Raw genomic sequence first — 13,701 nt, forward strand, 5'->3', positions numbered from 1 at the left:
TGATCTGTCGGCGTCTGGGCGAGGCGCGCTTGTCGGTGGGTCTTCGTAGAATCTGAGGTATGGCAGCGAGTTCGCGCGAAGAGATCGTGGCGGTCTTCGACGCCCTCGATGCTGTCGCGGACCGGTTGTGCGGGTTGACCTTTGAGGCTTTCACCACCCGCGAGTGGATGCGGGCGCTGGAACGGCTGGAGACCGTCGAGTGCCGGTTGCGGGTGCCGCGGCACGCGCTGATCAACGCGCTGGCCGCCCAAGCTACCGAAGAAGAACTCGGCGGCAAACTCCCGGCGGCGCTGGCCGACCGGCTACGCATCACCAAGCCCGACGCCCACCGGCGCATCGCCGAAGCCGACGACCTGGGCCAGCGACGGGCATTGACCGGGGAACCGTTGCCGCCGACCTTGACCGCAACCGCCGCCGCCCAACGCCAGGGCCGGATCGGCGACGCGCATGTGAAGGTGATCCGCGGCTTCCTGGCCCACCTGCCCGCCGAGGTGGACCCGGGCACCCGCGAAGCCGCGGAGAAAGACCTGGCCGGCAAGGCGTGTGACTTCCGCCCCGACCAGGTCGCCAAATACGCCCACGAAGTCATGGCCCTGCTGCACCCCGACGGCGACTACACCGAAGAGGAGCGCGCCCGCAAACGCGGCCTGGTCCTGGGCAAGCAGGAATGCGACGGCATGTCACGCATCAACGGCCTGATCACCCCCGAGCTACGGGCCCTGATCGAAGCGGCGTGGGCCAAGCTGGCCGCCCCCGGCGCCACCGAGCCCGACGATCAAGCCGCCGAGCCCGACACCCGCAGCCAACCCCAACGCCAGCACGACGCCATGGTCACCGGGCTGCAGAGCCTGCTGGCCTCCGGCACCCTGGGCACCCACAACGGCCTACCTGTCAGCGTCATCGTCACCACCACCCTGCAAGACCTCGAAGCCGGCGCCGGCCGCGCCCGCACCGGCGGCGGCACCCGGGTGCCGATGTCCCAGCTGATCCGCTGGGCCGCCGAGGCCCACCACTACTTAGCGATCTTCGACCACGCCAAGCCGCTGGCCCTGTTCCACACCAAGCGCTTCGCCAACCTCGCACAGAGAATGATGTTGCTGGCCAGGGACGGTGGCTGCACCAGGCCGGGCTGCGACGCGCCGGCCTACCACTGCCAGGCCCACCACATCACCGGCTGGACCACCACCCACTGCACCGACATCCACGACCTCACCCTTGCCTGCGGATGCGATAACCGCCTCGCCGAAAAAGGCTGGACCACCCGCAAAAACGCCCACGGCGACACCGAATGGCTCCCGCCAGCCCATCTGGACCGCGGCCAACCCCGCATCAACACCTTCCACCACCCGGAGAAACTGTTCACACCCGAGGACGACGAACCCGATTGACTCCCACCGAACCCTGCGCGGCGGCCCGTTCAGCGATCTGGCGGGCCCGCCCGGTGAGATCGGCGCGCAACCCTTCCACTGCGCGGGGGGTGACCCCGCGCGCGACGATTTTGCGCAGCCGGCTGTGTTCCGGATCGTCCATCATGATCATCGACGCGCGGCCGAGTTCGATTTGGGTCTGCGCCGCCTCCTGGGTGTAGCGCGGCACCACGGACTTCGCGGCCGAGGAGAAGATGTCGCTGCGCAACGAAACCTCGCGAACGTCGCGATGTTTGCTCACCACCCAGTAACCGCCGTCGCCGAACCCGCCCTGATCCGGCGGCTGCTCGTTTCACCAGATCGGTGCCGTGGCCCGCAGCTCCGCCGGGGCGACCATGGGGCGATGGTAACGACGACGCAGCGCGGAGACGCAAGAGTCACGCAAGAAATCCGCGAGCATCTGGCAAGCGAGAAGCCGCACAGTGAGACGCATGAAGATCGCGACGATCGCCATGGCTGCGCTGGCAGCCGGTGCCTTGGTGACAGCGAGTCCGGCGCAGGCCGATATCACCGCGCCGCCCGTGCCGGCGCGTGTCAATCCGCTGCAACCTCCGTCCGGAGATGCGCTGGCCGATGTGCAGGAGCTGCAACGGCAGACCTCCGAATTGCATGCCAATTGGGACAATCTCACCCCGGAGCAGCGAAACCAGCAGCTGGCCCAGTTACAGCGGCAGACGACCATCGTGCAGAACGAGGTGGATAGTATGCCGCCGGAGCAACGGCCCGAGGTGCAGGCCAGGCTCAGCCTGGTGGCCCTCGAACTGGCCGATATCCTCCGGCGAGAGTGGCCGTTCCCCTGAGGTCAGTTCTGCTCGGGCAATGGTCTTTTGATTCCTGCCTCGGTATCGAGGTGGGCTGCCGCGGCAACGATTGCGCGGTCGATCTGACGCAACGGGTGAAACACTGAGGGGTGTCGTTGCGTTTCGGGCCCGGAAGCCGCCGGGTTGCTGTCATGCTGTCGCGTCAGCGCCTCGGCGGCGTCCAAGGCATCGGCCGCGGAGACGACTGCGCCGGTCCGGGCGCCGTCGAGGGTTGCGACCAACGAATCGACGTTGTGCTGAATCTGAGTGGCCGCAGCCCCCACCGCGGCGGCGATTTCCCGCGGGCAGTCCGGGTTGCGTGACTGCGCACTGCGGCGGACCAGGATCCGCGCGTAGCGGTCGCAAGCCCGGAACAAGCGCAGCCTGCGCTGCACGCTGCGCCGGCCGGCCAATCCCGCGACGCCGGCCAACAACGGCTTGGCGGTGGCGCGAACCTGTTGCAGCTTGCGATCGAGGCGGCGCGCCTGTTCGGTGGGACTCTCCGGTGGCTGCGCATCGAACATGGTCGCGATGCAGGTCCCGATCAAAGCGGACAGCTCGGCCAGGAACTCGCGGGTGTCGCTGCGCAGCACGGTGCCGATGTTGGTGGGCAGCACCAGGATCGCGACGGCAACCCCGATCACCGCGCCTACCGCGGTCTCCTCGATCCGCACCAGCAGCACGTCGAAGCTGAACTGACCGAGCAGTCCGTACAGCAGCGCCAGCATCGTGGTGATCCAGAAGGCCATCAGGCTCTGCGTGACCTGCATGAAATACATCGCACAGAACAGGCAGACAAAGATCATCACCAGCGAAGCGGTGCGATCGCCCTCGACGAGCGTGGCGACCAGAATGCCGCATGGCACGCCCAGCACGGTGCCCACGAGTCGTTGCCAGCCCTTGGTGAGGGTGTCACCCCAAGTGGTGGTCCCGGCGAACACCACGAACGCCGCGATCACCGCCCAGTACCAGCGCGCCGGTGACACCAGGTCACCGGTCACAATCGCCAACGACGCCGCCACCGACGCCTGGATGGCTTGCCGGGTCGTGGGGAGCAACCGGCTCGGAGGCTCTTGCGCGTCGCCGTCGCCCTCGGGATCGGTCGCGGGGTCGTCTGCATCCCGGGCGGCGACGCCTTCGACGACGGCGTGTTCGATCTGTTCTCCCACTTCAGATGTCGCCGTCGCAGCGGTGACGATGGCCAGGGCAAGGCGACGCACCGCGGCTTGGTCAGGCTCCCCGGGCAACGTGGGTTGCCGATCCACGATGTGCTGTGCCCTATCCGCCGCGTGGCGCAGCCCGGACGGGTCGACAACCCCGATGGCCCAGGCGAGTTCGTTGAGCGCCGCGGCGAGTTCGGCCCGCGTGGCGGCCGGAATCGCCGATGCCTCCGACACGAGGCGTTGCCCGGCGATCGCAATCCATTCCACCGCGAGTTCGGCATCGAAAAGCCACGGCGCCAGGTGATCGCCACCATCTCCCAGCCACAGGGCGGCCGGATTGGCCTTATCCTCGATCTGGTCCTGCACCATCAACGCCGTCTCGTTGAGCCGGGCGACGCGCACGCGCAGCCGGCGCCGGCGCCGCTCGTCCAGGCCCACCCGCAGGACATCGGCGGTGGTATCGACGACGATGGCCATCCGCGCCCGCAGTGAGCGAATGCTGGCCTGCAGCAGGCGTTCTGGGCGATCGGGCAGTAGGTAGGCGGTCATGACGAATGTGCATACGGTGCCCACCACGACGGCCAGGATCATCCACGGCAACTCGTGCACACCGGCGTGCAGGAAGAGGTTGAAGAAGTAGGCCATGAACGCGACCATCCCCAGCGCTTGCCCGCGGGCGCCGAAGCGACGCACGTAGACCGCGACGAAGACGACGACGACGAACACGATGTCGGTCAACAACTGGTAGGGCGAGAGGAGTGCGGCGGCGCTGATGGACAGCGCCGCCGGCAACGGCAGCAGCGCCATCGTGATCCGTTGCCGGCGCGGGTCCGGCTCGTTGACCGACCGCGCCGCGATCATGGTGATCATGGCGCCCAGCAGCGCGACCGTCAACGGCTGGTGGGCCGCGCTCGTCAGCGCATACATCAGCAGCAGGGAGCAGGCCAACGCGATCGTGGTGCGGATGGCCAGCCTCAGCCGCAGCAGCCCCGGGTCGGATCCGATCGTCCACGTGCGTGCGCGCCGGAACCGCTGCGTCATCGCGTCGGGGACGATGGTGGTCTTCATCCCTCGGGCAGGCTGAAGGTCGGCATGTTCATGTACGCGATGCAGGACTGGTCGACATCGGTGCGGGGGTTGTCGACGAACGCGGTCATGATCTGCTGGGCGCAGGCAGACGTCGGTATCAGGCCGTGGCCGACGCCCGGGAACCGCAACGCGAGGGAGTTGGTGAGGCCGGGCGTCACCTGCCTTACCCACTGCGGCGCGGTGCTGGCGTCAAACGAACCCGACAGGATCAGGGTGGGAACCTTGCTCCGTACCGGCAGGGTGTCGGCGGTGTCCGACCTGCCCAGGCCCCATGCCTGGCACTCGCGGAAGATCCAGCTGCCGGTCGGGGTGATCCGCAGCACCGAGTCGGGCAGACCGGGCATCGCCTGACGCGCCTGGGACAGCGCCTGATCGGGATTGGTCCAGTTGGCCATCTCCTGGCAGTACGCGCCCAGTGCCAGCCCGGCGCCCAACAGGCCACGCTCGGATCCGGACGGGGCGCCGGCCGCTATACCGGCGCCGGCCAGGACGCCGTCACCGCGGGAGAGGTTGTGGATCATCCGGGGGATGTCGACGGCCTTGGCGGGGTCGGCGCTCCATTCCAGCACCAGCGGGACCACCTTCGATCCGTCGATGGTGACGCGCGTCGGCTCACCCGTCGGCGCCGACGTGGTCACCTCGATCGGGTCCTTGGTCAACTTGTTCACGGTGTCGAGGAAGACGGTGGCCAGATCCGGGTAGGCGGTAGCGCACGCCGGTTGATCCGCGCAGGCCGCGAAAATCGCGGCCAGCCCGCTTGCCGGCGCTTCCCACCAGTGGTCGACGATGTTGACCTGCGGCGCGACCACCGAATCCAGGACCATCGACCGAATGCCCTCGGGGTGGTTCCGCAACAGTTGCTGCGCCAGGTCGGTGCCGTAGGAGACGCCGTAGACGTTCCACTCATCGATGCGCAGCTGTTCCCGAAGGTCGGCGATATCGGCGGCGTTCTCTCTGGTGTTGAAGGCCGCGAAGTCGACACCAGAGGATGCCAGCCGATTGCGGCAGGCGCTGACGGCGGCGGCGTCGAGATCTGCGGTCCCCGGCGCCTGCAAGACCAATTGCACTGCGCGGCTTGTGAAGTCGTCCATCTCCGGGCAACTCAGGTGCGGGTCGCTGTGCACCGTGCCGCGCTGATTGACGAAGATGACGTCGCGGTCGGCGTTCATTCCCGCGGCCACCACACTCGGTGCGTTCAGTGTTCCTGCGCCGCCCGGGCCGCCGGCCAGGAAGACGATGGGGTCCGGTTTGGGTGCCCGGCCGGCGGCTTTCACCCGTGCGACGAGGATCCGGATCGTACGGCTCTTGGGATCGTCACGGTTCTCCGGCACGGTGAGAAAGCCGCAGCTGTAATTCGAACCCAGGTCGGCCTGCGGCACGCCCGGGAAGTTGGGCTGCGGGCAGGGCGTGCCCGCATAGGAGATTCGGCTGGGCGGGGTGTCCGAACAGCCGGCGAGCAGGTCCGCCACCAGGACGGCGCACAGCTGGCAGGCCGGCGCCCAACTTCGCACGGCCCGTTTCCACAATCGCAAAGGTGGCTGCTCAGGCGGCCGGGGTGAATTTGATCGCGGCCAATTTCAGCCGTTCGATCGCCTCGCCGAAGTCTTCGGGTGTCGGCATCCGGTTGTCGCGGAACTTCAGTCCCATCTGACGCTGCGCGGCCTTGACGTCATAGGACCGCGCGCAGCGCACGTAGAGGTCACGCGTGAGGTTTCGGTCCTCGACGAGTTCGCCGCGCATGTCAATGGTCTTGCCGCCGTGGACCACCCGGGCGGGGGCGCCGCCGCGGAAGTTGAACTTCCAGGCGGCACTGGCCAGCGCGTAGAGGTCACCGTCGATGACATGGGCGCTGACCGGGAGTTTGAATTGCTTGCCCGATTTGCGGCCGGTGAAATTGAGCACCATGAACGGCTTGAGGAACGAACCACCCAGCGGCGTGCCCAGCAAGAAGCTCAAGGCCGGATTGACGGCCTTGAGCAATGCCGACGGTGGATGCCCGACGTCAACCGCGTACGACTGTTCTGTCATGGGTTTCACCGTAGACAATCGCGGCCCGGGACGGGAGGCGCTCCGCGGCGCTCGGCGTCGGCGGGACGATCAGGGGGTGATCGTGGTCTGGTCGTCGATGACGGCCGTTGCGTCCATCAGCGGACCGGCCTCGGCATCGAGCGCATCGGCGTCGAGCTGGAGCACGAAAAGACCGTTCGGCCCGGTGATTACCACCGTCTTCTGGGCAACCGTGCGCCTCTTGCCGTTCTTGGTGTAGGAGCCGCCGAACTGCCACGCCTGGAATCCGCCGAGTGTCGACTCCCGTCCGTTCGCGCTGCCGCCTTCGAACTCGGGCAGGTTCTTCAACTCGCCGGGCGCGTACTCCAGGATCTTCTTCGGGTCGACGTTGCCTTCCAGCTTGGAGACGATCGCCACGATGGTGGGGGCGTCGTTAGGGTCGGCCGGCGCGTCGAAGACGATGCCGCCGTAGGGCGCGCCCTGTCCTTCGGGGACCGTGTGCCAGCCGTTGGGTACCGGCAGGTTGATGGTCGGCGAGCCGGGGTCACCGTGGTGCACCGGGGTTTCTTTGATGTTCGCTTCCCTGATGTAGTCGGCGATGGTCTTGTTGGTCTGCGCTCCCGGCGTTGCGCTGGTGGTCGCCGAGGAGGTGGCCGTCGACGTGGAGGTCGACGTGCTCGTGGAAGTCGACGTCTTGACTTCGGTCTTGGTTTCGGTGTGGCAGCCCACCAGGGTCAGGCTCAGTGCCACAGTCGCGACTACCGCCGTGAGGTCCTTCATCTATCGCATCTCCAGAAGTTCTGGCACCGGTATCTGTGCCGGTGACGTCGGAGATGAGAGTAGCCGAACCGGGCGAGACGCTGTCGGTTTGTTTCGCAGGACCAGGCGCGTCGTTTGACGAAAAGGCCACTGGAACACACCGCGTGCAGTAAGAGACATCTATGCGGTCCAGTAGGTCGGCAAAAGGCCTGGCAGGCCCGAGAGTCATCGTCGCCGTCGTCGCGACGCTGGCCCTGTTCGTGCCTTTCTTCCTACTGTCCCCCACCGCTTACGATGGCGAACCATCAGCGGTGACCGACCCGGTCCGACATGTCGACACCTTGGTCGGCACGGGTACCGGCGGTGACATCGTGGGGGAGATCAACAACTTTCCCGGAGCCTCCATGCCGTTCGGCATGGTCCAGTACTCGCCGGATACCGTCGACGATTACGCCGGTTACGACCACGCCAACGAGCGTGCCACCGGATTCAGCATGACCCACGCGTCGGTGGGCTGCCCGGCCTTCGGCGACATCTCGATGTTGCCCACGACCAGCCCGGTGGGCTCCCGGCCTTGGCGCGCCTGGGAACGAATCGCCCATGACAACACCGAGTCCGGTGTGCCGGGCTATTACACGGTGCGGTTTCCCGACACCGGGGTGAAAGCCGAACTCTCCGCGACCACTCGCAGCGGGGTGGGCCGGTTCAGCTATCCGCGGGACAACCAGCCGGCGCTGCTGCATGTGCGCTCGGGTGCTTCGCTGGCGGGCAATTCGCGTGCGGCCATCCAGATCGGCGAGGACAACACCACGATCACGGGATGGGCGACCAGCGGCTCGTTCTGCGACAAGCAGAACACCTACACGGTGTACTTCGCGATGGAGTTCAACCAGCCCTTCGTCGCCCATGGGACCTGGGATGGCTATTCGGTGTACGCGGGTGCCCGGCAGGCGAATTCGCCGTACAGCGGTGGCTATGTGGAGTTTCCCGCGGGCGCCGTGCTCGAGGTGCGGACCGCAATCTCCTACGTGAGTATCGCGGGCGCTCGAAGCAATCTGGCCGCCGAGCGGGGAACCTTCGACGGCATCCGCGCGGCCGCGGCGGGCGCGTGGAACAAGGCGTTGTCGCGCATCACGGTGGCAAGCCGCAGCCCCGGCGACGTCACGACCTTTTACACGTGCCTGTACCGCTCACTGTTGCATCCCAACACCTTCAACGACGCCGACGGCCTTTTCATCGGTTTCGACGGCGTGATCCACAGCGTGGCGGCGGGCCGCACGCACTATGCCAATTTCTCCGACTGGGACACCTACCGGAGTTTGGCCGCGCTGCAAGGCCTGCTCTTCCCGAAGGAAGCCGGGGACATGGCCCAATCGTTGGTCACCGACGCCGAACACAGCGGTGCGCTTCCCCGGTGGGCGCTGGCCAATGCCGCCACCAGCCAGATGACCGGCGACAGTGTGGTCCCGCTGATGGTGAACCTATATATGTTCGGGGCCAAGGACTTTGACGTGCAGGCCGCACTGCGCTACATGGTCGACGGTGCGACCGCGGGAGGTGTCGGCCGAGACGGCTACCTGCAGCGGCCGGGCATCGGCGCCTACCTGCAATTGGGTTACCTCCCTCAGCTCACCCAATTCGGTCCTGGTGCCTCGATCACGCTGGAGTGGTCGATCGCTGACTTCGCCATCTCCCGATTCGCGGCCGCTCTCGGTCAGGACGGCATCGCTGCGGAGTTTCAGAACCGGGCGCAGTACTGGCAGAACCTGTTCAATCCGACGACGCGTTACATCTCACCGCGGGGCCCGAGCGGACTCTTCCGCGACGGGCCAGGGTTCTTCAGATCGGGGTCGGCCTTCGGCCAGCCCGGTTTCGACGAGGGCAACGCCGAACAGTATCTCTGGCTGGTACCGCAGAACGTCGCCGGGCTGGTTACCGCGCTCGGTGGCCGCAAGGCGGCCGCCGACCGGCTCAATCGATTCACCAAGCGGCTCAACGTCGGTCCCAACGAACCCTACCTGTGGGCCGGCAACGAGCCGGGCTTCGGCGTGCCGTGGCTGTACAACTACATCGGTCAGCCGTGGCAGACCCAGCGCACCGTCGACCGGGTCCGTGGGCTGTTCGGGCCGACGCCGGACGGCGCGCCGGGCAACGACGACCTCGGCGCGATGTCCAGCTGGTACGTCTGGGCCGCCCTGGGACTGTACCCGAGTACCCCGGGCACTCCGATACTCACCGTCAACACGCCGTTGTTCGATCGTGCGGTAATCGCCCTGCCGACTGGGTCTTCCATTCGCATCACCGCCCCGGGCGCCTCCGGGCTCAACCGGCTGAAGTACATCAGAGACATGCGCATCGACGGTGTACCGAGCGATCGGACCTACCTGCCGGAATCGTTCATCGAAACCGGCGGCGACGTTGCCTTTTCGCTCGGGGCCCGGCTCAACGGCTGGGGTACCGGTGCGGCGTCGGCGCCGCCGTCGTTCTCGGCGGGTAGTTCGGCTGTGACCATCAATGTTCCGCATCCGCTGGTGGCGATTGCGCCCGGGACCAAGGGGACGATGAGGCTCGACGCGCAGCGGATGATCGACGGACCGTCGGAATACACGGTCAGCGGTACGTCTTACGGGACCGCGATCGCCGTCGAGTCGGTCACCGGACGATTCGCCGACGACGGTGCGGCGCAGGTCGAGGTCCCGATCGCGGTTGCGCGGTCGGTGCCGGACGGGTACTACCTGATCTATCTGACCGCAGCGGCGGGCGACAGCCGGCGGTATGTGACCGTGATGATCGACGTCTCCGGGGGTGGTGCTGCCGAATAGTACTGGCGCTCAGACCATGTCGTTCTTGGTGAGCCAGCGCATCACCGGCCAGCCCACGAACACCGGGAGCCAGCAGGTGAGAATTCGGTACAGCAGCACCGAGGGCACACCGATCGCGGCGGGCACTCCGAAGGCGGCGAGCCCACCGATCAGCGCGGCCTCCACCGCGCCGACGCCGCCCGGGGTGGGTGCCGCCGAAGCCAGCGTCCCGCCGACCATGGTCACGACCGTGACGGTGACGAACGTCGTCCCGCCGCCGAAGGCCTCGACACTCGACCACAGTGCCAGGGCCGCGCCCAGGGTTGTTCCCGCAGCGCCCAACACAATCAGGCCCAGGCGTTTGGGCTCGCGGGCCAGATCGGCGAGGTCGCGGGTTACCTCGCCGAGTTTCGGGCGCAATTCCGTTGCCAGCCAACGCCGTAGATTGGGCACCAATAGAAAGGTGCCGATGATGCCGAGCGCCACACCGGCGATCAGGTACAGCACCGTGGCGTTGGGCACGAAATGCGAGAGGTCCGTCGATGTTCCCGCCACGGCACTGAAGAAGATGAGCAGCGCCAGGTGCACGATCACCTGCACCGATTGCTGCAGCGCCACCGCCGCGGTAGCGCGTAGGGCGGTCAGTCCGCCCTTCTGCAGGAATCGGGTGCTCAGCGCCAAGCCGCCGACCCCGGCCGGCGTGGTCGTCGCCGCAAAAGTGTTGGCCACCTGCATGATCGAGAGCTTCCAGAAGGTCACGGCTCCGTCCGCGCAGGCCCACAACGCCGCCGCGGCCCCGATATACGTCAGCGCCGATACCGCCAGGCCCAACAGCGCCCACCACCAGTTCGCGGTCCGCAGTTCGTGGAAGAACGTCGGCACGGTGCTGATGAAGGGGTACGCCACATAGACCAGTGCACCGATCAGCACCAGCTGGATGAACTGGCTGCGGCTGAACCGGGTGATGGTCTCGGATTCGATCTCATCGGCACCGGTTTGGCGTTTCACCTCGGCCCGCGCTTCGGCCATCACAGCCTTGGGGTTCGCCACCGATCTCCGGATCCGCTTGGGCACAGCAGATTTGGTGAGTCGGCGGGAGGCGGTCAAGATGGTTTCCTTGCCGAAGGACTCGATCGCCGCGCCGACCGCGGACTCCGCGTCGTACAGCGCGGACGTGGTCACCAGAAGTTGAGCGATGTCGGATTGCAGTTGGGCGTCGGTGGCGCCGTACTCGGCGGCGCCGAACCCGCCGAACAGCGCCTTGCCGTCGGCGATCGTGATCTCGTTGCAGCGCAGGTCGCCGTGTGAGATCTGATGGTCGTTGAGCACACGCAGCGATGCCCAGACGGCGGCGACCGGCGTCTGGTGGGCGCATTCGTCGAGCGGCACCCCCTCAACGGGTTCGCGGGCATACATCGTCCAGCCGCGGTCCAGCGCCGCCAGCGCGATGGTCGAGCTGTTGGCAACGCCGGTGTCGGCGATGGCGATGGCCATCAGCGCGCGGTGCTCGACGGCGCGGCGCATGGACGCCTGCAAGGGTGCGGTCTCCGAACCGCGCAACCGCAGTTTGCGCCACAGCTGGCGCACTGCGCCGCCGCTGCGCTGATGCGGGCCGTACAACTCGACCGCCGCACGGCCGGCGGGGTCGGTCGATTCGGCGGACAACACCAGCGGCCCCGGTCCACCCGGCCGGACCACCAGGAGCCGTGACACCAGAAACCCGCGCCGGGCCATCGCGCGGACCGCGCCGTCCAACGGCACCTCGAGCGCCGGAGTGCCGACGACCAGTACCACGAATGCGCCGACGAGCCAGCCCACCGTAAGGCCCACGACCGCGCGGGCCGGCACGATGGCGCTGACGACAAGGTGGATGGGGACGAAGGCGAGAAGCAGTGCCCACCACCAGTGCCGCCAACGGGCCGGCAGCCAGGGACCGGAGACGGTGAGCACCGCCGCGAGCATCGCGATCCAGCGCGGGTCGTCGAGGAACTGAGCCGGAACCGTGGAGAGCTTTTCGTTCAGGTCGAAGTGCCATCGCGGCGCCGCGATGCGGTTGCTGCTGATGGACAGCGGAAGCACGGCCATCAGCGCGGCGGCCCCGTACGCGCCGAGTAGTTTCCACTGCCGGGACAGGATCAACCCGATCAGGATCACGAACGGCAGCGCCAGAATCGCGATGCCGTACACCAGGTACACCAGGTCGGACTGTGTCGGGGTGAGGACTCCGACGATTTCAGAGATCGATTTCTCCAGCGCCACCCAACGAGGGCGGGTGATCAGGGAGCTGGTGATCACCGCCACGAGGGCCGCTGCGGCCAGTGCCAGCCGGATGATGTCGTTGGTGCGTCGGGTCAGTGGTTGCAGCAAGCTGCCGGACACGGTGATGTCGCGGCCGTCAACTCGCATGTGCAAAGTCCCTCAAGATCCTCGAGATCCGTCTTCTCCGGTGCCGCCGTCGGCGTTTCTACGACAACTTAACGTGCCGATTCGTTCCCATGCTGCTCACGTAGTGTCGGCAGCATTGTGTGTTGCGAAGAGGAGGATGGGCATGGCGCGGACCGACAACGACACCTGGGAGATCACCGAGAGCGTGGGCGCTACGGCGCTGGGTGTGGCCGCGGCACGCGCGGCGGAGACCGAGAGTGAGAATCCGCTGATCAGCGATCCCTTCGCGCGGGTCTTTTTGGACGTCGTGGGCGACGGGATCTGGAACTGGTTCGCCGCTCCGGAATTACCGGAAGAGCTGCTGGAAGCCGAACCTCAACTGCCCGTGCAGATGCAGTCGATGGTGGACTACATGGCCGCCCGAACGGCTTTCTTCGACAGCTTCTTCCTGGATGCGGCGCGGGCCGGCGTGGGCCAGGTGGTGATCCTGGCGGCCGGTTTGGATGCGCGGGCGTGGCGGTTGCCGTGGCCGGACGGCACCACGGTCTACGAACTCGACCAGACCAGGGTGCTGGACTTCAAGCTCTCAACGCTGACCGAGCGCGGTTTTGCGCCGGCCTGCCGGCGCGTTCCGGTGGCCGTGGACCTGCGCGACGACTGGCCAGCAGCCTTGCAGCACAATGGGTTTGATTCATCGGCTCCCAGTGCGTGGTCGGTTGAGGGTTTGTTGCCGTATCTGCCCGCGACCGCTCACGAGCTGTTGTTCGAACGCATTCAGACGCTCGCCGCACCCGGCAGCCGGATTGCGGTGGAGGCGCCCGGAGCGGACTGGCTAGACGAGGGTGTGCGCGCGCAGCAGCGGGAGCGGGTGGATCGGATCCGCGCGGTGATGGCCAAGGTCGATCCGCAGCGCGAGATGCCCCGCACCGACGAGCTGTGGTACTTCGAGGAGCGCGAAGACGTGGGCGAATGGTTGCGCCGGCACGGTTGGGAGGCGACGGTGACCCAGTCTGCGCAGTTGATGGCCGGTTACGGGCGCGGCGTACCCGATGGGGTGGAGGACGCGTCCCCGCGCACCCAGTTCGTGTCAGCGGTGCGTTCGGCTTACTGACCGCCCCTTTGACCAGGCGGCCGTCCTTGATGATCGCGGTGAACGCTTCGTCGGGGCGCCCGGACCGCGTAATCGACGCTTTCATCGGAGCACGCTGCCGACACCGCCAGCAACATCCGGATAGTGAAGTGCGAGCCGCTGCGCACCTCTGCATCATGA

The 13,701-nt window shown here is 67.0% G+C and carries 9 protein-coding genes and 1 pseudogene; 4 read left to right on the top strand and 6 right to left on the bottom strand.

From position 1 onward, the window contains the following. Window positions 1–59: 59 nt before the first annotated feature. The gene (locus AC5Y7D_RS18280; RefSeq protein WP_499926421.1) at window positions 60–1,388 is read left to right on the top strand and encodes an HNH endonuclease signature motif containing protein; all 1,329 of its coding nucleotides are present in this window, start codon (window positions 60–62) and stop codon (window positions 1,386–1,388) included. Window positions 1,389–1,395: 7 nt separating this feature from the next. Here AC5Y7D_RS18280 and AC5Y7D_RS18285 read toward each other — a convergent pair. Then, window positions 1,396–1,827: pseudogene (locus AC5Y7D_RS18285) on the bottom strand (hypothetical protein); the annotation flags it as partial. A 31-nt stretch (window positions 1,828–1,858) separates the two neighbouring features. On the opposite strand from AC5Y7D_RS18285, the gene AC5Y7D_RS18290 reads away from it, so the two are divergent. Continuing rightward, the gene (locus AC5Y7D_RS18290; protein WP_499926422.1) at window positions 1,859–2,227 is read left to right on the top strand and encodes a hypothetical protein; all 369 of its coding nucleotides are present in this window, start codon (window positions 1,859–1,861) and stop codon (window positions 2,225–2,227) included. A gap of 2 nt (window positions 2,228–2,229) precedes the next feature. Here AC5Y7D_RS18290 and AC5Y7D_RS18295 read toward each other — a convergent pair whose 3' ends face one another. The 4 genes from AC5Y7D_RS18295 to lpqN form a co-directional block, all read right to left on the bottom strand. After that, complete coding sequence (locus tag AC5Y7D_RS18295) at window positions 2,230–4,431, bottom strand: FUSC family protein (RefSeq protein ID WP_499926540.1); 2,202 nt, start codon at window positions 4,429–4,431, stop codon at window positions 2,230–2,232. A 23-nt stretch (window positions 4,432–4,454) separates the two neighbouring features. After that, window positions 4,455–5,990 carry an alpha/beta fold hydrolase gene (locus AC5Y7D_RS18300; protein WP_499926424.1) on the bottom strand — a complete coding sequence of 512 codons (1,536 nt, stop codon included), beginning with the start codon at window positions 5,988–5,990 and terminating at the stop codon, window positions 4,455–4,457. 31 nt (window positions 5,991–6,021) lie between these two features. Beyond that, window positions 6,022–6,507, bottom strand: coding sequence for a PNPOx family protein (locus AC5Y7D_RS18305; RefSeq protein WP_499926426.1), 486 nt, complete (start codon window positions 6,505–6,507; stop codon window positions 6,022–6,024). 69 nt (window positions 6,508–6,576) lie between these two features. Next, a complete protein-coding gene (gene lpqN, locus AC5Y7D_RS18310) occupies window positions 6,577–7,266 on the bottom strand; it encodes an envelope biogenesis lipoprotein LpqN (protein WP_499926428.1) in 690 nt (229 codons plus the stop codon). A gap of 161 nt (window positions 7,267–7,427) precedes the next feature. Here lpqN and AC5Y7D_RS18315 point away from each other — a divergent pair, with 161 nt between their 5' ends. Then, window positions 7,428–10,067 carry a GH92 family glycosyl hydrolase gene (locus AC5Y7D_RS18315; RefSeq protein ID WP_499926430.1) on the top strand — a complete coding sequence of 880 codons (2,640 nt, stop codon included), beginning with the start codon at window positions 7,428–7,430 and terminating at the stop codon, window positions 10,065–10,067. Between the two features lie 9 nt (window positions 10,068–10,076). Here AC5Y7D_RS18315 and AC5Y7D_RS18320 read toward each other — a convergent pair whose 3' ends face one another. Then, the gene (locus AC5Y7D_RS18320; protein WP_499926432.1) at window positions 10,077–12,452 is read right to left on the bottom strand and encodes a lysylphosphatidylglycerol synthase transmembrane domain-containing protein; all 2,376 of its coding nucleotides are present in this window, start codon (window positions 12,450–12,452) and stop codon (window positions 10,077–10,079) included. Between the two features lie 142 nt (window positions 12,453–12,594). Here AC5Y7D_RS18320 and AC5Y7D_RS18325 point away from each other — a divergent pair, with 142 nt between their 5' ends. Beyond that, a complete protein-coding gene (locus AC5Y7D_RS18325) occupies window positions 12,595–13,542 on the top strand; it encodes a class I SAM-dependent methyltransferase (RefSeq protein ID WP_499926434.1) in 948 nt (315 codons plus the stop codon). Window positions 13,543–13,701 lie beyond the last annotated feature (159 nt).

The organism is Mycobacterium sp. NGS49 (assembly GCF_059812565.1).

Bases quoted from the DNA above. Each gene is read 5' to 3' on its own strand.
- AC5Y7D_RS18280 (WP_499926421.1), top strand. From the start codon at position 60: ATGGCAGCGAGTTCGCGCGAAGAGATCGTGGCGGTCTTCGACGCCCTC.
- AC5Y7D_RS18290 (WP_499926422.1), top strand. From the start codon at position 1,859: ATGAAGATCGCGACGATCGCCATGGCTGCGCTGGCAGCCGGTGCCTTG.
- AC5Y7D_RS18295 (WP_499926540.1), bottom strand. From the start codon at position 4,431: ATGACGCAGCGGTTCCGGCGCGCACGCACGTGGACGATCGGATCCGAC.
- AC5Y7D_RS18305 (WP_499926426.1), bottom strand. From the start codon at position 6,507: ATGACAGAACAGTCGTACGCGGTTGACGTCGGGCATCCACCGTCGGCA.
- lpqN (WP_499926428.1), bottom strand. From the start codon at position 7,266: ATGAAGGACCTCACGGCGGTAGTCGCGACTGTGGCACTGAGCCTGACC.
- AC5Y7D_RS18315 (WP_499926430.1), top strand. From the start codon at position 7,428: ATGCGGTCCAGTAGGTCGGCAAAAGGCCTGGCAGGCCCGAGAGTCATC.
- AC5Y7D_RS18320 (WP_499926432.1), bottom strand. From the start codon at position 12,452: ATGCGAGTTGACGGCCGCGACATCACCGTGTCCGGCAGCTTGCTGCAA.
- AC5Y7D_RS18325 (WP_499926434.1), top strand. From the start codon at position 12,595: ATGGCGCGGACCGACAACGACACCTGGGAGATCACCGAGAGCGTGGGC.